This window comes from Candidatus Acetatifactor stercoripullorum, assembly GCF_944382095.1.
In the GTDB taxonomy this organism is placed as follows: domain Bacteria; phylum Bacillota; class Clostridia; order Lachnospirales; family Lachnospiraceae; genus Acetatifactor; species Acetatifactor stercoripullorum.
In genome coordinates this window covers 1-19271 of record NZ_CALWMU010000007.1, presented here as the reverse complement: position 1 = coordinate 19271, position 19271 = coordinate 1, and the positions used below count along the sequence as shown (strand labels likewise).

At 44.3% G+C, this 19271-nt stretch carries 20 protein-coding genes; all 20 read right to left on the bottom strand.

Annotated elements, in window-relative coordinates:
* Entirely contained in the window at positions 1 to 348 is a 348-nt protein-coding gene (locus SHK35_RS03340) for a rod-binding protein (RefSeq protein WP_318702768.1), read from the bottom strand.
* A gap of 14 nt (positions 349 to 362) precedes the next feature.
* Positions 363 to 1178, bottom strand: a complete 816-nt coding sequence (gene flgG / locus SHK35_RS03335) for a flagellar basal-body rod protein FlgG (RefSeq protein ID WP_318708565.1) — start codon at positions 1176 to 1178, stop codon at positions 363 to 365.
* 36 nt (positions 1179 to 1214) lie between these two features.
* On the bottom strand, positions 1215 to 1994 hold the full coding sequence (locus tag SHK35_RS03330) for a flagellar hook-basal body protein (protein ID WP_318708564.1): 780 nt from the start codon (positions 1992 to 1994) through the stop codon (positions 1215 to 1217).
* 16 nt (positions 1995 to 2010) lie between these two features.
* The gene (locus SHK35_RS03325; RefSeq protein WP_318702765.1) at positions 2011 to 3003 is read right to left on the bottom strand and encodes a rod shape-determining protein; all 993 of its coding nucleotides are present in this window, start codon (positions 3001 to 3003) and stop codon (positions 2011 to 2013) included.
* A 155-nt stretch (positions 3004 to 3158) separates the two neighbouring features.
* Positions 3159 to 6011: an excinuclease ABC subunit UvrA gene (uvrA, locus tag SHK35_RS03320; protein ID WP_318708563.1), complete on the bottom strand. Its 2853-nt coding sequence runs from the start codon at positions 6009 to 6011 to the stop codon at positions 3159 to 3161.
* A 62-nt stretch (positions 6012 to 6073) separates the two neighbouring features.
* Positions 6074 to 8062: an excinuclease ABC subunit UvrB gene (uvrB, locus tag SHK35_RS03315; protein WP_318708562.1), complete on the bottom strand. Its 1989-nt coding sequence runs from the start codon at positions 8060 to 8062 to the stop codon at positions 6074 to 6076.
* A gap of 349 nt (positions 8063 to 8411) precedes the next feature.
* Positions 8412 to 9032, bottom strand: coding sequence for a class I SAM-dependent methyltransferase (locus SHK35_RS03310; RefSeq protein ID WP_318702762.1), 621 nt, complete (start codon positions 9030 to 9032; stop codon positions 8412 to 8414).
* A 15-nt stretch (positions 9033 to 9047) separates the two neighbouring features.
* A complete protein-coding gene (locus SHK35_RS03305; RefSeq protein WP_318708561.1) occupies positions 9048 to 9542 on the bottom strand; it encodes a hypothetical protein in 495 nt (164 codons plus the stop codon).
* The gene (locus SHK35_RS03300; RefSeq protein ID WP_318708560.1) at positions 9539 to 10462 is read right to left on the bottom strand and encodes an alpha/beta hydrolase; all 924 of its coding nucleotides are present in this window, start codon (positions 10460 to 10462) and stop codon (positions 9539 to 9541) included. The genes SHK35_RS03305 and SHK35_RS03300 overlap by 4 nt, the downstream gene beginning before the upstream one ends.
* A 533-nt stretch (positions 10463 to 10995) precedes the next feature.
* Positions 10996 to 11790: a class I SAM-dependent methyltransferase gene (locus SHK35_RS03295; RefSeq protein ID WP_318702759.1), complete on the bottom strand. Its 795-nt coding sequence runs from the start codon at positions 11788 to 11790 to the stop codon at positions 10996 to 10998.
* A gap of 19 nt (positions 11791 to 11809) precedes the next feature.
* Positions 11810 to 12055, bottom strand: a complete 246-nt coding sequence (locus SHK35_RS03290) for a FeoC-like transcriptional regulator (RefSeq protein WP_318702758.1) — start codon at positions 12053 to 12055, stop codon at positions 11810 to 11812.
* A gap of 13 nt (positions 12056 to 12068) precedes the next feature.
* Positions 12069 to 14069 (bottom strand): ferrous iron transport protein B, encoded by a 2001-nt coding sequence (gene feoB / locus SHK35_RS03285; RefSeq protein WP_318702757.1) that lies wholly within the window; start codon positions 14067 to 14069, stop codon positions 12069 to 12071.
* Complete coding sequence (locus SHK35_RS03280; protein WP_318702756.1) at positions 14070 to 14294, bottom strand: FeoA family protein; 225 nt, start codon at positions 14292 to 14294, stop codon at positions 14070 to 14072.
* A gap of 121 nt (positions 14295 to 14415) precedes the next feature.
* Positions 14416 to 15336 (bottom strand): acyl-CoA thioester hydrolase/BAAT C-terminal domain-containing protein, encoded by a 921-nt coding sequence (locus SHK35_RS03275; RefSeq protein ID WP_318708559.1) that lies wholly within the window; start codon positions 15334 to 15336, stop codon positions 14416 to 14418.
* A gap of 24 nt (positions 15337 to 15360) precedes the next feature.
* Positions 15361 to 16197 carry a class I SAM-dependent methyltransferase gene (locus SHK35_RS03270; protein ID WP_318702752.1) on the bottom strand — a complete coding sequence of 279 codons (837 nt, stop codon included), beginning with the start codon at positions 16195 to 16197 and terminating at the stop codon, positions 15361 to 15363.
* Between the two features lie 32 nt (positions 16198 to 16229).
* Positions 16230 to 16913: an acyl-CoA thioester hydrolase/BAAT C-terminal domain-containing protein gene (locus SHK35_RS03265; protein WP_318702751.1), complete on the bottom strand. Its 684-nt coding sequence runs from the start codon at positions 16911 to 16913 to the stop codon at positions 16230 to 16232.
* Between the two features lie 87 nt (positions 16914 to 17000).
* Positions 17001 to 17141: a hypothetical protein gene (locus SHK35_RS03260; RefSeq protein WP_318702750.1), complete on the bottom strand. Its 141-nt coding sequence runs from the start codon at positions 17139 to 17141 to the stop codon at positions 17001 to 17003.
* Complete coding sequence (locus SHK35_RS03255; protein WP_318702749.1) at positions 17131 to 17736, bottom strand: GNAT family N-acetyltransferase; 606 nt, start codon at positions 17734 to 17736, stop codon at positions 17131 to 17133. The genes SHK35_RS03260 and SHK35_RS03255 overlap by 11 nt, the downstream gene beginning before the upstream one ends.
* A 3-nt stretch (positions 17737 to 17739) precedes the next feature.
* On the bottom strand, positions 17740 to 18357 hold the full coding sequence (locus tag SHK35_RS03250) for a GNAT family N-acetyltransferase (protein WP_318702748.1): 618 nt from the start codon (positions 18355 to 18357) through the stop codon (positions 17740 to 17742).
* 41 nt (positions 18358 to 18398) lie between these two features.
* Positions 18399 to 19055 (bottom strand): DUF6796 family protein, encoded by a 657-nt coding sequence (locus tag SHK35_RS03245; RefSeq protein WP_318708557.1) that lies wholly within the window; start codon positions 19053 to 19055, stop codon positions 18399 to 18401.
* Between the last annotated feature and the right edge of the window lie 216 nt (positions 19056 to 19271).

Below are 19271 nucleotides of genomic sequence, written 5' to 3'. Positions count from 1 at the left end.
CTATAAATCATAGTTGCGCTTCATCTGTTCATAAAGCATCTGCGCAAGGCCAAGGCTGTTCTGCTCCACAGACTCCGACGCGATATTTTGTATCATCTGATCCTTATAGAAATCCACCATGGAGGAGGTGGAACCGGATGTGCTTTCGCTTTCCGGGATGGTATCCATCATTTCCTTAAACATCTGCTCCAGAAAATACGCCTCAAATTGTTTGCAGGCATCCATCAGCTCTTCATCGTTCGCCTGGGAGTAATCCGTTTTCAGCTGATTCTCCAGCTTAGAAGCGGTCTGATTGGAGGCATCGGCATAAATGTCACTGTACATAGAAGTAATACTGCTGATATCCATTTCTTCCTGCCTCCTTATCTTCTCAGATTGTTAGCCTGCTGCAGCATCTCGTCCGAGGCTGTGATTGCCTTTGAATTCAGCTCATAGGCCCGCTGCGCCACAATCATATTTACCATCTCATCTACCACCTGCACGTTGGAGCTCTCCAGATAGCCCTGTATGACGGTGCTTCTCTCCACTATATTGCTGGTGGCCTCGTTGATGGCCTGTCCGCTGGCAGCAGTAACCGCATAAAGGCTTTCTCCCATTTTTTCCAAACCGTTCGGATTGTTAAACTGGAACACACCGATGGTGATGCCGATGGGCTGCAGGTTCTCATTGGCATCCGGATAATATAAGCTTCCGTCCTCGCCTACAGTAATGTCGCTCACAATATAATTGTTCCCCAAAATGATAGGGTTTCCGGCTGTGCTGAGCACAGGGAGCCCATCTGTAGTAGCCAGCATATTGCCGTTGGCCGCCAGGGTAAACTGCAGATTGCCGTTTCTTGTGTAATAGGTATTGCCGTCCTCTCCCCGCACGGCAAAGAATCCTTTTCCATCAATGGCAAAGGCCGTGGAGCTTTCCGAAGCCACGAGATTTCCCTGGGTAAAAATGGAAGAAATGGACGCATTGCGCACTCCCAGTCCCACCTGCGCTCCCACAGGCTTGTTTTCGCCGTTTGCGCTTGTAGTCTCAGTCTGAATATTCTGATAGAGCAGGCTTTTGAATTCATTTACCTGGGTCTTATAGCCCTGGGTATTCACATTTGCCAGGTTGTTCGCAATTGTGTCAACGTTTGTCTGCTGCGCAATCATACCGGTTGCTGCTGTCCATAAACTACGTACCATATTGTTTCTCCTTTTTGGTGTCCTTTATCCTTAGGTTTATTGTACTCTTCCCAGCTGATTTACGGCAATCTCAAGAGAGCTGTCATAGGTCTGCACGATTTTCTGATTACTCTCATAGGCCCGGGTAATGCTGATCAGATTTACCATTTCCGACACGATCTGGACATTTGCCATTTCAAGATAGCCGGAATTTACCTCTGCATCGGAATTGATGATCTCAGCACCTTCCACAGGCTGAAAATAGGTTTCTCCATATTTTTCCAGATAGTCATAGTCGGCAAAGTCCACCACCTGAATCTGCGCCACACGGGTGCCGTTCTGGCTGATATTGCCGTCGCTGTCAATTTCAGAATCCAGAAGAGTGTTCAGCTGGATTCTGCGGTTCTGGGTATCCAGAACATAGTCTCCGTCCTGGGTCACCAGATAGCCCTCTCTGGTCAGCGTAAACTGACCGGCTCTGGTATACTTTGTGGAGGTCTCCCCCGCCTTGGTGGTATATTCAATGACGAAAAAGCCGTCTCCTGACAATGCAAGGTCATAAGTGTTTCCGGTGACCCGGAAAGACCCCTGGCTGTAGTCCGTGTAGTTTTCACCAATCATTACACCGGGATTGTTGATACCGGTTCTCTGCACATTCTGAACGCCAACGGAGGCGTCCTTGATCTTTACCGTGAGAATGTCGTCAAAGGACTGGCTGGTGGAGCCTTCCTTCTTAAATCCCACCGTGGAGGCATTGGCCAGATTATTGGTGAGAATATCCATTCTGTTTTGTTCGTTTATCAGGCCCGTGTAGGCCGTGTACAATCCCTTCAGCATAAAACGTCTCCTCTTCTCAGTTCTCCCGGTAGCCTGCCAAAAATTCGACATATCTTCCGGTGCCGATGGCAACTGCCGTCATAGGGTCCTCAGCAGTCATGGTGTTGATGCCTGTCTTGGCCGAAATCAAATCCTCCAGACCCCGAAGCAGGCTTCCGCCTCCTGTAAGCACAATGCCCCTGTCCGCAATATCCGCAGCCAGCTCCGGAGGCGTCTTTTCCAAAACGCTGTGTATGGTCTCCACAATCTGTGCGGTGGTTTCCCTGAGGGCTTCCTCCGTCTCCTCAGAGGACACCTTGACGGTCTTTGGAAGACCAGTTACCAGGTTCCGCCCCCTCACGTCCATATAATCCACTTCCGGCCGCTTGTAAGCCGACCCGATTTTAATCTTCAGATCCTCTGCCGTTCTTTCTCCGATCAGAAGATTATGTTTTTTCCGCATATAGCGGACAATGGCTTCGTCAAAATCATCTCCCGCAATTTTAATAGAAGCGCTGACCACCGTGCCGCCCAGAGAAATCACAGCAATGTCGGAGGTTCCTCCCCCGATATCCACGATCATGTTTCCACAGGGCTTAGAAATGTCTATGCCTGCACCGATGGCTGCGGCAATGGGCTCCTCAATGATGGACACCTCTCTTGCCCCCGCCTGATAGGTCGCATCCTCAACAGCCTTCTTTTCCACCTCCGTCACACCGCTGGGCACACACACCGCAATGCGGGGCTTACGGAAGGTTCTTTTTCCCAGCGCCTTTTGGATAAAATATTTCATCATCTTTTCGGTGACGGTATAATCAGAAATTACGCCCTGGCGCAGCGGTCTTACCGCCACAATGTTGCCGGGCGTTCTTCCCAGCATAAGACGGGCATCCTCTCCGATGGCCTTTATTTTATTGGTATCTCTATCAAACGCAACAACAGAGGGCTCCTTTAAAACCACGCCCTTTCCTCTGATGTAAACTAAAATGCTGGCTGTTCCCAGGTCAATTCCGATGTCTGTGCACTGCATAAATCTTATACCCCTTTCTAATGGTATCTATATAGCATAATGTTTCTAAACTTTCAATTTTTAGTCATACACGACATATTATAACTGAAATGATTCCATTTTCATAGGGGTTTCATAAAATTTTAAAATTTTATCGGCAGAAAACCCTGTATTCTTTAACGTTTTTCCAGCATTTTTTTCACATACAGACCTGTGTAAGAGTTTTTATTTGCCGCCACCTCCTCGGGAGTGCCTTTGGCAATCACAGTGCCGCCCTTGTCGCCTCCCTCAGGACCGATGTCAATGATATAATCCGCCGTCTTTATCACATCAAGATTGTGCTCGATCACCACAACCGTATTCCCACCGTCCGCCAGCCTGTGCAAAATCTCCACGAGCTTATGCACATCCGCAAAATGCAGACCCGTAGTGGGCTCGTCCAGAATATAAATGGTTTTTCCGGTGCTGCGGCGGCTCAGCTCTGTGGCAAGCTTGATTCTCTGGGCCTCTCCGCCGGAAAGGGTGGTGGAGGGCTGTCCCAGCTTCACATAGGAAAGACCTACATCGTACAAAGTCTCGATCTTTCGGCGGATGGACGGAACATTCTCAAAAAAGGCCAAAGCCTCCTCCACCGTCATGTCCAGCACATCAAATATACTCTTTCCCTTGTATTTTACATCCAGCGTTTCCCGATTGTAGCGCTTCCCGCCGCAGACCTCACAGGGCACATACACATCCGGCAGAAAGTGCATCTCGATTTTTAGGATGCCGTCTCCGCCGCAGGCCTCGCAGCGGCCTCCCTTTACGTTAAAGCTGAACCGCCCCTTGCCATATCCCTTGGCCTTGGCATCCGCCGTGGATGCGAACAGGTCTCTGATCTGGTCGAACACTCCCGTATAGGTGGCCGGATTGGAGCGGGGGGTGCGTCCGATAGGGGACTGGTCAATGTCAATCACCTTGTCCAGCTGTTCCAGGCCCAAAATATCCTTATGCTTTCCCGGAATACATCTGGCCCGGTTCAAGTCCCGGGCCAGATGCTTGTAAAGAATCTCATTGACCAGAGAGCTCTTGCCGGAGCCCGACACGCCGGTAACACAGGTCATCACACCCAGCGGGATTTCCACGTCAATATTTTTCAGGTTATTTTCCCGGGCGCCCAGCACCTTGAGCCACCCTGTAGGCTTCCTTCTCTCCTCCGGAATGGGAATCTTTAGCTCTCCGCTTAAATATTTCCCAGTGACAGAGCCAGGCGTATTCATAATTTCCTCCGCCGTTCCGCAGGCTACGATCTCTCCTCCGTGGGAACCGGCCCCCGGTCCCACATCCACAATATAGTCCGCCGCCCGCATGGTGTCCTCATCGTGTTCCACCACAATCAGAGTATTGCCCAAGTCTCTGAGATTTTTCAAGGTATTTAAAAGCTTATCATTGTCCCGCTGGTGCAGGCCGATGCTGGGCTCGTCCAGAATGTAGCAGACACCCACCAGGCCCGATCCGATTTGTGTGGCAAGACGAATGCGCTGGGCCTCCCCGCCGGAAAGGGTGGCGGTGGCTCTTGCCAGAGAAAGATATTCCAGACCCACGTCCAGTAAAAATCCTACCCTTGCACGGATTTCCTTTAGCACCTGCTTGCCGATGAGCTGCTGCTGGCTGCTCAGCTGCATATTCTGGACAAATTCATAGAGCTTCCGCACAGACAAAGAGGTCACTTCGTATATGTTCTTCCCACTGACCGTCACCGCCAGAGCTTCCTTTTTCAAACGCATTCCCTTGCATTCCCTGCAGGGAGTGATCCGCATAAAGCTTTCATATTCCTGCTTCACAATCTCCGAGGCTGTCTCCCGGTACTTCCGTTCCACATTTCGAATCAATCCTTCAAAGGCCACCGGGTAAATTCCCTTTCCACGCTGGCCCTGATAGTGAACCTCCACCTCTTTGCCATTGGTGCCCTGCAGAATAATATTTTTTATCTTCTCGGGATAATCCTCAAAAGGAGTGTCCAGATCAAACCCATATTCCTTACACAAGGCCTGCAGGATAGCGTTGGTAAAGCTGCTCTTATCCGCGCAGGACTGCCAGCCCATAACGGCAATGGCTCCCTGATTAATGCTCAGGGATTTATCGGGAATCATCAAATCTGCGTCAAATTCCATTTTATAGCCCAGCCCAAAGCATTCCGGGCAGGCGCCGAAGGGATTGTTGAAGGAAAAGCTCCTGGGCTCAATCTCGCTGATGCTGATGCCGCAGTCCGGGCAGGAAAAGCTCTGGCTGAAGGTAAGGGGCTCTCCGCCGATAATGTCCACCAGCAAAAGTCCGTCCGCCAGCTCCAGCACACTCTCGATGGAGTCCGTAAGCCGGCGCTCTATGCCCGCCTTTACCACAAGCCGGTCCACCACAATGTCAATATTATGCTTGATATTCTTGTCCAGCCTGATATCCTCCGTGAGCTCATACAGGCTGCCGTCAATGCGCACCCGCACATAGCCGCTTCTCTTGGCCCGATCCAGCACCTTCACATGCTCTCCCTTGCGTCCCCGCACCACGGGGGCAAGCAGCTGTATTCTGGTGCCCTCTCCCAGCTCCATGATCTGATCCACCATCTGGTCCACGCTCTGCTTTGAAATTTCTCTGCCGCATTTGGGGCAATGGGGAATCCCGATTCTGGCGTAAAGCAGTCTGAAATAATCGTAAATTTCCGTCACAGTTCCCACAGTGGAGCGGGGATTACGGTTTGTGGATTTCTGGTCAATGGAAATGGCAGGAGAAAGTCCGTCGATACGCTCCACATTAGGCTTCTCCATCTGTCCCAAAAACTGTCTGGCGTAGGAGGACAGGGATTCCATATAACGCCGCTGGCCTTCCGCATAAATGGTGTCAAAGGCCAGTGAGGATTTTCCGGACCCTGACATTCCGGTCAAAACCACCAGCTCATTTCTGGGGATATCCACATTTACATTTTTTAAATTATGTTCCCTTGCCCCGCGTATTTTAATGTATTCCCGGGGGCGCATCTTCTTTGCTTCTTCCATAACTTTCCTCTTTCCTCGTTTTCTTCTATCTGCCTATCCTTTTATCTTGTCTCTTTTCCGGATTATTCCTCATCCATTTCCTGCAGCCGCTTTTTCAGCTCAATCATTTTATCCCTGAGTTCTGCAGCCGCTTCAAAATTCAGATCTGCAGCCGCCCTCTGCATCTTCTTCTGAATGTCTGCGATCAGCTTCTCCAGTTCCTTACGGTTCATGGACTCCGGATCTTTCTCAAAGCGCAGCTCCTCCTTGGCAATCACCTTGGAAATACTGATCAGGTCTCTCACTGCTTTCTTTATGGTCTGGGGGGTGATGCCGTGCTCCTCATTATACTTCATCTGAATCTCTCGCCGCCTGTTGGTTTCCTCCAGTGCAGCCCTCATGGAATCTGTGATAGTGTCCGCATACATGATCACATGTCCCTCTGCATTTCTGGCAGCACGTCCGATGGTCTGTATCAGAGAAGTCTCGCTTCTCAAAAAGCCCTCCTTGTCCGCATCCAAAATAGCCACCAGGGAAATCTCCGGAATGTCCAGACCCTCCCGCAGCAGATTGATACCCACCAGCACGTCAAATACATCCAAGCGCATATCCCGGATGATCTGGGCTCTCTCTAAGGTATCGATATCCGAGTGCAGATATTTTACCCGGATTCCCACTTCCTTCATGTAGTCTGTCAAGTCCTCGGCCATCCGCTTGGTAAGGGTGGTAATCAGCACCTTATTGTGCTTTGCGGTCTCCTTGTTTACCTCTCCCACAAGATCGTCTATCTGCCCTTCCACCGGGCGCACCTCCACCTTGGGGTCTAAAAGTCCCGTGGGACGGATAATCTGCTCCGCCCGCAGCAGCTCATGCTCCTCCTCATAGCGTGAGGGAGTGGCCGACACAAACAGCATCTGGTCAATATGGGACTCAAATTCCTCAAAATTTAACGGCCTGTTGTCCAAGGCGGAGGGCAGTCTGAAGCCGTAATCCACCAGCGTAGTCTTTCGGGACCTGTCCCCCGCATACATGCCGCCGATCTGTGGTATGGTCATATGGGACTCATCTATGATGATAAGATAGTCGTCCCCGAAAAAGTCCATCAGGGTCATGGGGGGCGCCCCCTCCGGCATCCCGTTCAAATGCCGGGAATAATTTTCAATGCCGGAGCAGAAGCCTGTCTCCCGCAGCATTTCTACGTCAAAATTGGTGCGCTCCGCAATGCGCTGGGCTTCAATCAGCTTGTCCTCGCTCTTAAAGTACCGTACCCGCTCCTCCAGCTCCTTTTCAATATTGTCGCAGGCAGCCTTGATCTTATCCTGGGATACCACATAGTGAGAGGCCGGAAAGATAGCGATATGGTTCAAAACCGCATGAACCTTTCCGCTCAGGGGCTCCACCTCCGCAATCCGGTCTATCTCATCTCCAAAAAACTCAATGCGGATCAGGTAATCTCCTCCCTGAGCGGGATTTATTTCTATCACATCTCCTCTCACCCGAAAGGAGCTTCTCTGCAAATCCATGTCATTGCGGGTATACTGTATGTCCACCAGCTCCCGAAGCACCTGGTCCCGGTCCTTGATCATGCCCGGACGGAGGGAAACCACCATGCTCTTGTACTCCTCAGGACTGCCCAGGCCGTAAATACAGGACACGCTGGCAACCACGATCACGTCCCGCCGCTCTGCCAGCGCCGCCGTTGCAGACAGGCGCAGCTTCTCTATCTCATCGTTGATGGAGGAGTCTTTGGCGATATAGGTATCCGAGGAGGGAACATACGCCTCCGGCTGGTAGTAATCATAGTAGGACACGAAATATTCTACTGCGTTTTCCGGGAAGAATTCGCGGAACTCGCCATATAATTGGGCCGCAAGGGTTTTGTTGTGTGCAATAATGAGTGTCGGTTTATTTAATGCGGCGATTACATTTGCCATTGTAAATGTTTTGCCGGAACCCGTAACCCCTAGTAAAGTTTGGAATTGGTTGCCTTTTTGGAACCCTTCCACCAGTGCTTTTATTGCCTGTGGTTGGTCGCCGGTTGGGGCAAATTCACTGTGTAATTTGAACTCCATTTCACCACTTCTTTCTCAAAAACTTATAGTAAAAAGTTTCACTATAAGGCAATTTTTTGGTCGTTTAATTTATTTTGCGTTCTCTAATTTCTTCCAATTTTTCTCAAATGCACAATTGGGTCACCCAATTCTCATTTTCAAACTATACGGACCACAAATAAAATATGGACAAATCACCCTATTTTATTCGTGATACAGCTTTTACATCATATCACATAAAGGCTAATTTGTCCATATGTTTTAGAACATTTGTTCGTGCTATACAACTATCGGAAGATACTCGTCAACTACGATTTTGCAAAGACCATAAAAGTAGAATTTCAATCAATAGCTTCATTACCATTTTCTATTACCCTTCTGCCTTCATTGCAGTAACACACAACCAACCTTTTCCATTCTCATGTAACTTAATATCAGTAAAACCAGCCTTTTCTAAATACTCTTTTATCTGCTCAGCAGTATAAATCACCATGCCCTCAATCATCTTGGTCCATTTTTCATCAGCCTGATTCTTTCCGCAAGACTCATTACATATCAAAAAGGTTCCACCCACTTTTAGAACCTTGTATACCTGTGCAAAGGCCTTCTCCAGCCCTGGCCAAAAATATACAGTTTCAAAAGCAGTTACTGCATCAAACTGTTCTTCGCTAAAGGGAAGCTCCATTACGCTTCCGCAAACGACTTCACATTTTCCGTGCTTTATTGCATCAGCATTTACCTTTCTTGACTTCTCCACACTTACTTCCGAGTAATCAATTCCTTTTACCATTCCCTTGGTACACTTTTTCAGCATATAGGCAATATTAGCACCACCCCCACAACCTATATCAAGTACCGTATCTGTTTCTTTCAGTTTAAGAAATTCAAATCCCCATTCTGCCATTTTTGCATGACCACTATTCATCATATTTACCATTATTTTGCCGCCCAGTCCTTGGGGTTTACATGTATTTTGAAAAAATTTCGACATATCTATATCCTCCTTCTAGCCAATCCAGACGCAAACAGCCGCAATTACCGCACACACACAAGGAAATGCTACTATCTGCATCACTTGTTCCTTTTTATTAAATCCAAAACGCTTATAGCCTTTACTACCTCTCGTTTCTGGAAAGAAATGTTGAAAAAACTGAGTTTTAGTAATAAGCCACCAATCCAACACAACAACATCAAACAACTTAAACCCAAACAAGATGATCATATATCTTAAAAATATTTCCCAAAATCCATACCCACGGCAGATTCCTTCATAGCCTGCGTAAACAGAAATTCCAATCGCAAACAGCACTCCCAAAATATACGCAGTAAAGCCAATTATCATTCTCCATAATGGCGGATTGGGATGATCCTTAGTTTCCTCTTTTAATTCCTGTGGCATAGTTTTCATAACCACCTTAGCGGGAAGATTTCCTACTCCGACTAAAATTACAATCAATATATCCGCTATCATCAGTAACGTTAAAATTACAGTTATTATCATAATACATCCCTTTCATTTGCACCGGAAATATATTCACACATATGCTGATACCCTTCTTCTGCTTCCTTCACCAGCGGCATGGCCGCATAGCTGTGATACATCCCTGCACCAATCTCCAAAGTTACCTTTACATCATATTTTTCCAATGCTGCCTTGATAGATTCTGCCGCAGCAGTAAATACCTCATCTCCCCCAAAGCTCAAGTACACATCACGCAGTCCTGTATAATCTCCGAGTTGAAGATACTTCATATAATCGGGTACCTCTCTGCCACCAGTCATTCCTTCCCAAACGACCAGTGTTCCCTTCTGACTCATGATAACATCCGTCTTATCCAAAACTTCTGCTTTCCTTCTTTCTTCCTCTGTTAACAGTAAAGTTCCCGGGGAGGAAGCATATATTTTGCCAGGCATAGGAAGTTTTTCTCCCTTGGCATTGATATGAGATATTAATCCAAGTGCCAGGTTTCCTCCTGATGAACCTCCCAGAAAATATATATTTTTCGGTTTGTATTTTTCCAATGCCTTTTTATAAAGCTCATACAACATTTCATATGTATCAGGCAATGTATGACCGGTCAAAACCAAAGGATAATAGGGCAATACAAAATCTATATTGCATTGCTTGGCCAATTTGATTAGCCCCTTTGCCTGTCTGGGCTTTGGGTATTTCAACATCCCACCGCCTACCAGATAAAAGCAAAGTCTGCGATTTTCTTTTTTATGCTTATACCATACTACAGTAGAATCTGCCACCTGAGCAGTTTCTATATCCAGCTCTGCATCTGACATGTTGGGAATCACCACACCCTTATATGCCTTTCGAAAAAGTTTTTGGCTCTTTTCAGGCGGCAGCGCCATAATTTTTTGCATCTTTAACACTTTAAACATTTTTAGTAAAAATTTGTACTTAAATGACATAACCATTATCTCCTTGTATATGTCTTAAAACAAAGTGCATATCCATGCTATTATCGCTGAAATAAATGGAAATGCTATTATGTGCATCAAATGTGTCTTCTTGCTATATCCAAACAAATGACAACCGAGCACTTCTTTGGTCTCGGCATAAAAATGCGGAAAGAAGTTAAAACCTGCGTTACACAACAAAACCCAGTCAAAGAACAAGATATCGTAGGCTTTTAATAAAAGAAGCATTATTAAAAAGCGTACGAAGAACTGAACAAATCCATAGCCTTCCTGTATTCCGGCTACAGCACCTATTACGATTGCACCAAGCATCATAAGAATAGATATCACGGCATGAACCACCCCAGCGCATAAGCTCCCGGAAACCGTTCATCATAAGGCTTAACCACATCCAGCACCTCCTTGGGCCCGATGTAAAGAAACGCTTATCCTGAATAAAGCCGACACCTGATAAAAGCATCAGGAAAAGCCCCACCATCATCATTATCGCAAGTAAAATTGTAAGTGTCATTTTTATTTTTCTCCTATTTCTTCCCGTATATCAGTCCTACACCTTTTATCATCCAGGGCGCAGTAACAAATTTCGGAATAAATTCTTCCTTCTCTACATTGCCAATATAATGTATTTCTGCAATTCCCTCTGCTTTAAGTTCCTCAATAAATGCATTCATATCTCCGTACAATGCTTTTTGCTCGAACATATCCTGAAAAGCAAAGGATCCGCCTTTCTTAACCACACGTAAAGCTTCTCTTACTACCTGACGTTTATCTGACTGACTGCGAACCTCATGGAATACAAAATTACTAACTGCCACATCAAAGCTTTCGGTGGCAAACTCCATATTTCCTGCGTCTCCTTTTCGAAACTTAATTCTATCAGCTACCCCTTCCGCCTCTGCATTATTCTCACACTGTTCCTTTGCATAGCTCCATTCTGCTCCCCAATAATCCATTCCGATTAAGTTTGCATTTGGATATGCTTTAGCACACCGAATAGTCAATGCTCCGGCTCCACAGCCTATATCAAGTAATGTACCATCCCCATCCCATTTCATATGGTCAACTAAATACTGATGTACCTTTCCCATCATTCCGCCCTTGTTGAAATCAAAGATATCTCTACATTTCTTCATATACAAAGTAAATAAAATCATCACAATCAAAAGAATACCAAGCATTACTGCCGGAATCTTAAATTGCAAAGCAATACATACTACAGTAAGTAATGATACTACCGCTATCGCCACGCCACAAGTCTTCATCATTGCAGCCGGAACCCAATTTCCATAGTTTGTATTCTTATTGCCCATCTTTATCATATCATTATCTACCTTTCTCTTATCCCATCAATATTCTTTCCCAAAATACTACCTCCACACTATGCTTCGCCTGATTACAGCCCTTGCATTTTTTACAATTTCCGCCGCATTGTTCAGACGCATTCATCACTGTTTTCTTTACCAGCCCCAGTTGCTCATAGCGTTCCAGCTGTGCCTCAACCATCTCAACTGATGTGTTAAGTATATCTGCAATCTGCGCTGTGGAACGTATTTCTTTGCTATCCAAGACATCAAGTAATGACATTTTCATAACCGCCTCACATAAATAAATTCGCAATATGATATGTAATTCCCGAAAGAATCAGTGCTGTCACAACATAATACAGGGCAATGCGTACCGTCCACTTTAAAGAATGACTCTCCTGATAAGTGGATGCAATGGCAACTACACACGGAACATTAAAGGTTACTGCTACAATCAATGCCAGACCTTCTGCCCTTGAGATAGATGCTGCCATAATTTCTGTAATATTTGCATCTGCAGACGCTACCTTGGTAGCCATCTCAATAATGGAACCATCGCCTGTGTAAATAGCACTGAATACACCCAAAACGCCTTCCTTGGAAATCATGGAAGCTATGAATGCCATAAAGGATTGCCAGCTCAGGCCAAATACCTTGGTCACAGGTTCAATTGTTTCTCCTATTCTCTGCAAGATACTAGCCTCACCCGCAACAAAGGAATAAGAAAGTAACCAGAACACAGCCGAGATAACAACTACCACTCTAAATGCCTTTTTGAAGGTTCCCCAAACATTGCCAAAAGTTGTTCGAATAAGGTCTTTCCAACGCGGCTTATGATAAGGGGGAAGTTCCATAATCAATCCCACTCTATTTTCCTTTGGACTTAAGGTTCTTCCAAAAACCTTCGCAGTCACAAACATATGTAAAAACATCAGTGCAAACAAAAATACCATTACAAGTACACTTCCTGAGCCGAAAAACGCAGTAGCAAGCGTCGGTACAACTGAGAAAATCGCACCGCATGGCACTGCCCATACCAAAGCCATTGTAAGAAGCTTCTGCCCCCAGTTATCAAGGACTCTTGCACCGGCTGCTCCTCCCATGGTACAACCAAAGCCCATAAGCAAAGGCATCACTGATTTACCCTGCAATCCAAGCTTATTCATGGTGTTGTCAAACACATAGGAAACACGCGCCATATATCCTACCTGCTCAATATATCCGAACACCAGATTTACGCCAAACACAAAGCCTACCATGGCAATTACCCAGCCAAGCGGGGTACACACAGATGTATTTATCAGGCTGGCCAGCCAGTCAGGACCACCCACTGAAAATACAATGGATCTTACCAGGGACGAAAGCGGAGGTATCATCGCAAAACCAATTCCCATAAAAGGAGCCGCCACCACCATAGAACCACAGAGTGCCGCCAGAACAATACCGATAGCAATCCATTTTCCTTTTGTCTTACTGATTGCCGCACGGTCAAACTTTGTCAAAATCTCTGATGTAGCCTTGGTCTTTGATACCGCTCCCTCAATCAACTTTCCAATCCAAGCAAACTTACAATCACTTGTTATAAGGCTACCGTTTTTAGCTTTTTCCATAAAGTTAGATATCACATTTTTATTATCCAACATATCTGCAACAACCTTATCACCATCCATAAGCTTTGCAGCAAGCCACTGTGCAGAATACTGTCCGATTCCTCCCTCCGGAACCAATGTAAGCACTTCCTGATATAAGTCGTTTTCTTCATATAATTCAAATAAATCATCTGCAATAAGGTATCTTGGTTGCTTTATTGCCGCTTCCAACACCCTATAAAACTTGTCATATTCTTTACGTTCCGGTGCCACCATTCCAACTACCGGAATACCTAGTTTTTCTTCAAGCACCTTCACATCAACCGCTCTGCCCTTTTGCATAGCAACATCCGTCATGGTAAGTACAAGCATTGCAGGAGTATTGATACCTACATAATCTGCAAGCATAAAAAGACTACGCTCTAACTGAGACGCATCTGCAAGAATACACACCAGCTCTGCCTCTCCTGATGCAATATAATTACGTGTTACAACCTCCTCGTCAGAATTAGCAGAAAGGCTGTAGGACCCCGGAAGGTCTGCAACCGTATATGTTGTTCCATTATAGCTGAATGTTCCCTCTTTTTTCTCTACCGTTTTGCCCGGCCAGTTGCCCACATGCTGACGGGAACCGGTAAGATTGTTGAAAATTGTTGATTTGCCTGAATTAGGCTGACCAAGAAGTGCTATTTTTCTCTCTGCCATTTATATCACCTCCACCATAATCTGTGTACTTTCATTTCTGTTTAATGCAATCATGGTATCTCTACCATATACCAGAACCGGACTTGGTTTTACATTTTGTAACATCTCCACCTCGCAACCAATACTCAGTCCAATGGATGTCACTCTGGTAAGATAACGTTTGTCGCCGTTAATAGCAACGATTTTTGCTTTCTGCCCTTCTGAAAGCTCTGTTAGTTTTTTCATAATGTTTTTGTCTCCTTTAATTATTGTTGGTTAGCCAAAGCTAACCCATATGTAAAATTATATGAGGCTTTACGCCCCATATAAGCTATGTTTTAAGTTGCATTCAATACTTTCTATATATTTACCATTGTTCCAACACTTTTGTCAGCCTCTTATCAATATCAAGTCGGGTTTTCTTACATTCTTTCTTATGCTGTCTTCCTGCTTTAAATGCCAGACTGACTAGTAACCCCGCCCCCACAGGAAATACCTTTTTAAGCATTCCTTCCAGAAATGCAAAATGTGTTCCATGTTCATACGTCCATGCTTCATATTCACAATCATGCGGCAAACTTTCCAAGCGTTGTACCATTCTTCGAATATACTTGCAAGTGTCCCAAAGCGCATCATCCTCTGCACCTACCATAATCAACTTGCCTTTGATATTTTCCACTTTGATTTTAGCTTCTTCCCGTAGCGGAAATCGGCGCTCTGATTCATCAAACATCTGTCTGGAAGCAATAAAATTGCCACTCTCTTTAGATTCTTTTTTTATCATCTTCCAATATTCAGGATGACGATATGCGTATTGCAAATATGGAAGTTGTTTACCTTGATATGTAAGACTGGATTCATTATCTCCGGGACGCTCATGCGCACCATCTAATCCGTCCTGATAGAAAGCTTCCATTACAAAGTCCGATGGACACCATGCACAAGTCAATGTAATGTCCGAGAAATAAGATGCTGCTACTAATGCAAGCATTCCTGTAGTAGAAGCTCCTCCGATGCCAATCTTTTGATTGCCCTTGACTTTTAAATAAGTAATCACTTTTTCGAAGCGTTCTAATGGATAACTGTGATGTCCATAATCTTTAGGATTCGGAGACATGGTCATCACGTTGCACTCTTTCTCTAGCATCCATTTTGCCCCTCCTATTGCCAAGGTATCATTAGCATCATCTCCAAGCATTAAGATTACCGCCCTGTTACAGAGCTTTTCATTTTCGAAATACACACCGTAAAATCCATCTTTTTCTACATTAAAATATTCCTTTTTCATAAATTTCTCCCTGGGAAATCTCATTTATTCCTTAAATATAATCTCTATCATCTGACAACGCTTAGTTCTATCCACAAAACGGAAGATGTAGTTAGCAATAAATCCGTAACGCTTATCAAGAGGTCTGTATCCTGTCATATAACCCTTGAGGATAACCTGTGCAAAATCATTACTCCAAGCTTTTAATTCAGACTCATCCTCAATACTGAAGTAAACACCTACACTGTCCATATCTGCTGACTCCAACCAGGTCTTTGCCATACTTTTTAAGCCGGTAGCATTGGTCGCGTCAAACACAATTTTTCCACCCTTAAACTGCTTTGCCATAGCCGTAAACAACTTCTTCACATCTTCCTTTTTGAAATAATAGAACACGCCGGACGCAAAGAACACAATACCGTCCTCTTCGTGATAATCTATCTGTTCAAACCACGAAAAATCCATAACATTTGCAGCAATATTGGTTTCTCTCTCCCGCTCCGGTATCAGCTCATTTCGAACCGCTATTACGTCCGGGAAATCAATGTTGTAGCCTTTCGCAGTTCCATTATCAACCTGTCTGAAGGTGGTATCCAAACCACAACCGATATTTACCACGCAGGCATTGGGATGATTCTTCAAATAATCCCTGCATGCACTTGCCATATCGTATTGTCTGGTTGCACCCATAATGGCACCAATCTTCGCTTTCATCTTTCCGGGTGCTTTAAATTCATAATCCACTCGCTCAAACAATTCCTGGCAATCCCTGTCATTAAAAATATCTGGGTACATGTCCATTGCAAGTTTTCGCCCATATAAAGGAATCATCAACGTTTCCTGTACAGTACCTTTTTTGATTTTATATTTTTTGTTGCTCATACTTTATATCCCTCTGTCTATCCAAACTGTATTTATGCGCAAATCCAATCAATAATTTCCTTCTCTGATTGTTCGAAATATGATATATTTTCTTTTCTGTATCTACCAAATGTTTTATACATAAGCCCAATAAGCGGAAGCATGCGATACAGTTTCTTTTCTCTTTCTCGATTAGGCATCAATCCATTTAAATGACTGCCATGAGGGTAAATAACCACCTTTACGTCCTTTTCATAATTCTTATCGTCCAAATATTTCTTCAAAGCCTTTACCGAATATTCTGCAGGCCACGCTTCATCTTCATCGCCTGCAATCAACAGAATTCTGGCATTGGTTTTCTCTACCTGAAGCCAAGCTTTGCGTTCCACGTCTTTATCCTGATATGCCTTATAATATGCAGTCCACATACCCGTTACTTTGTGGGAAGCCGCCGGATGTTTTTGATATTTTCCTGCTTTTACCGCAGAAAGGTCTGCTCTTACAAATGGAACATCCTTCTCCTGCCATGCAGCTACACTATGCCCTGTCATAGTCTTCTTGTCCGCAAGAGTTCCTTCAAAAGGTATATGTGTAGGAGAAACCATAATCAGATTCTCCATTCCTCCTATATACTGCGCCACAAGCACCGCAAAAATAGAGCCCATGGATTGTCCATAAACGCTGATATGCTCTATGTGCTTCTCATTCCTTAAATATTCTACTGCCGGAATAAACATCTCAAGTGGACACTGATTGGGAGATTGGGGAAGCCCCTCCGCTCCATAAAGTGATACCGACAGTCCTGTAATCCCATAATCTGCAAATCACTCCGCAAACTTTATTCCGGGAAGGATACTCTGTTCACCACCCATAATGATTAAAACTGCCTTGTCGCTTCCACCTTCCGGTTCCGCCAGATGTCCCACAAATCCATGCTCTTTCATATTAAAATCTTCATGTCTCATGTTTTTCTCCATCCTTCCACACAAGGTTATACCTGGTTACCCCATTGGAGGCAGTTTTGCTATTGTATAATTCACAGCCCATATGTTGATACATCTCTGCATAATCCTTCATATCCGTATCGAACAAAATCGGAACCTGTTTCTCATGTGACATCTGCTTTGCAAAGTCTACCAATTCTCTTGCATAACCCTTACCTTGATTATCTTTGGATACACATACCATTAATATTGCTAGATGAGATTGACCTATATATCTGCTGTTTCCGTCCTTTATTTGTTTGACATGACCCATATACTTTTTCATAATCGGAAGCGGAATTGTAAATAGTAAGCGCCACAACATCTTCAGTTTCGGCAGTATAGCCTGCTTCTCACTGTATTCCAGTCCAATAAAAGCTGAACCATTGCTATTTTGATAAAGTGCTTTGGATTCGTATACATAATCCACATAGATATCCATGTATTTAATCACTAAGTCTTTCCGTTCCTCTACTGTACCGAACTCATGAAATAACTCATTGGTTATAAAAGCTTCGCCAACTATTCTTTTAATTCGTACAAGTTCCTTTTGAGGAATATTTTCTACCAGTTTCATTTTTTAACCTCTCATCAAGTCATACAGATAACAATCTTCTGCCACCTTGCGAGTTGCCACATGCTCCATTCCCAAATGACAATATTTATCCAGCTTATTCTTGGCATCAGTATCCAGAATGCAAGGCACACCGTATGTATCAGCCTTCTCATAAGCAAATTCCATCAGCTGTCGCATATAGCCCTGTCTTTGGTATTCCTTTCGTACTACCAGCATTACTACCTGAAGATAGTTCTTCTTTTCTTTTTTCAGCTTATCATCCAGTGCAACCCCGCCCTTTTTTATCGTATTCAAAAATTCCAGACTCTTTTTGAAACCGCCAAGTGCTTTGATCATATCTTTGAACATTTGAATTGCTGCACCCACTTTTATTTTCTCCCATTTAGAGCCCATCAGCATAATGTAGCCTTCGCCTCTTTTACTGGTAGCATACAGGGTTCCGCTTTTCATTCCAGCCACCACAAACACTTTCATGTACTGTGTCATCATTTCTCTATCTGTTATGTACTTTGCAATTCCCTTCTCCTTCTCGCCATAATCATGATCATAAAAGGAATCACCGATTGCTCTTGCGATCTCATCTATTTGTTCTGTTGATAAACTCTTTACTTGAACTGCCATGTTACTTCTCCACTTCGTACTCTACTACTCTACACCTGTTATTATCCCAAGATGTTCACTACGCTAACCACGCACATCAGCACTACACCTACATTGCTCATAATAATAGCTGGCATATCATAGAATACATCCTTATTCACTGCCCGCAAAATCCAGCCAATTATAGTGGTTACAATCGGATTCATCAGCACCATCCACTTCGGCACATCTAAAAATCCATTAAAAATAGCTATAATCATACAAGTTGTTGGAACAAATGCCAGTATCAAGTAAAGCAAAAAGAATGGTATTTTAATTGCAGCATACAGTCCTTCCAGAACATCATCTGCCAGTTCAAACTGATTCGTTTTCATAATACGCTTATAAATGATTGGCTGTACACTTAAAAATGTATGTATAAAGAAGCCACCCATAGTTCCTACAAATGCGGCTATTTTTAATACAAACGCTAATGTGGAATTTGCAGCTTCTATTTGATTGGCTAATGAAATGTAACCAAGACCGCCTAAAGGGCAGCCCACCAGTCCGCAAATCACCGATGCCCTAAATCTCCATTCACTCATATTAAGCCAGTTACTGTCTATATTTTTTGAAGTTCCAAGTTTTTGATTGCCTTTGCCCTTTAAGTCCAAAAGCATATCTCCAATTCCGGCAATAACCCCACCGCAAATTCCTAAAATTGCAAATATCAAATTCATTATCTTACTACTCCTTAATTACTTTCATCGTTTTTATACATTATGTCTAGTTAGTTAAAACTAATTCAAATTATACTGCTGTTCTATATTTTTGTAAAGAAATGAATAATCCGGGTTCCGTGTCCCTGCTGTCCGGACTCAGGGGTTCTTCCGCAAATATCCGTTTTCTGCCTTTAAACATTGTCATGCATATAGTATAATCATTGTAGTATTTTT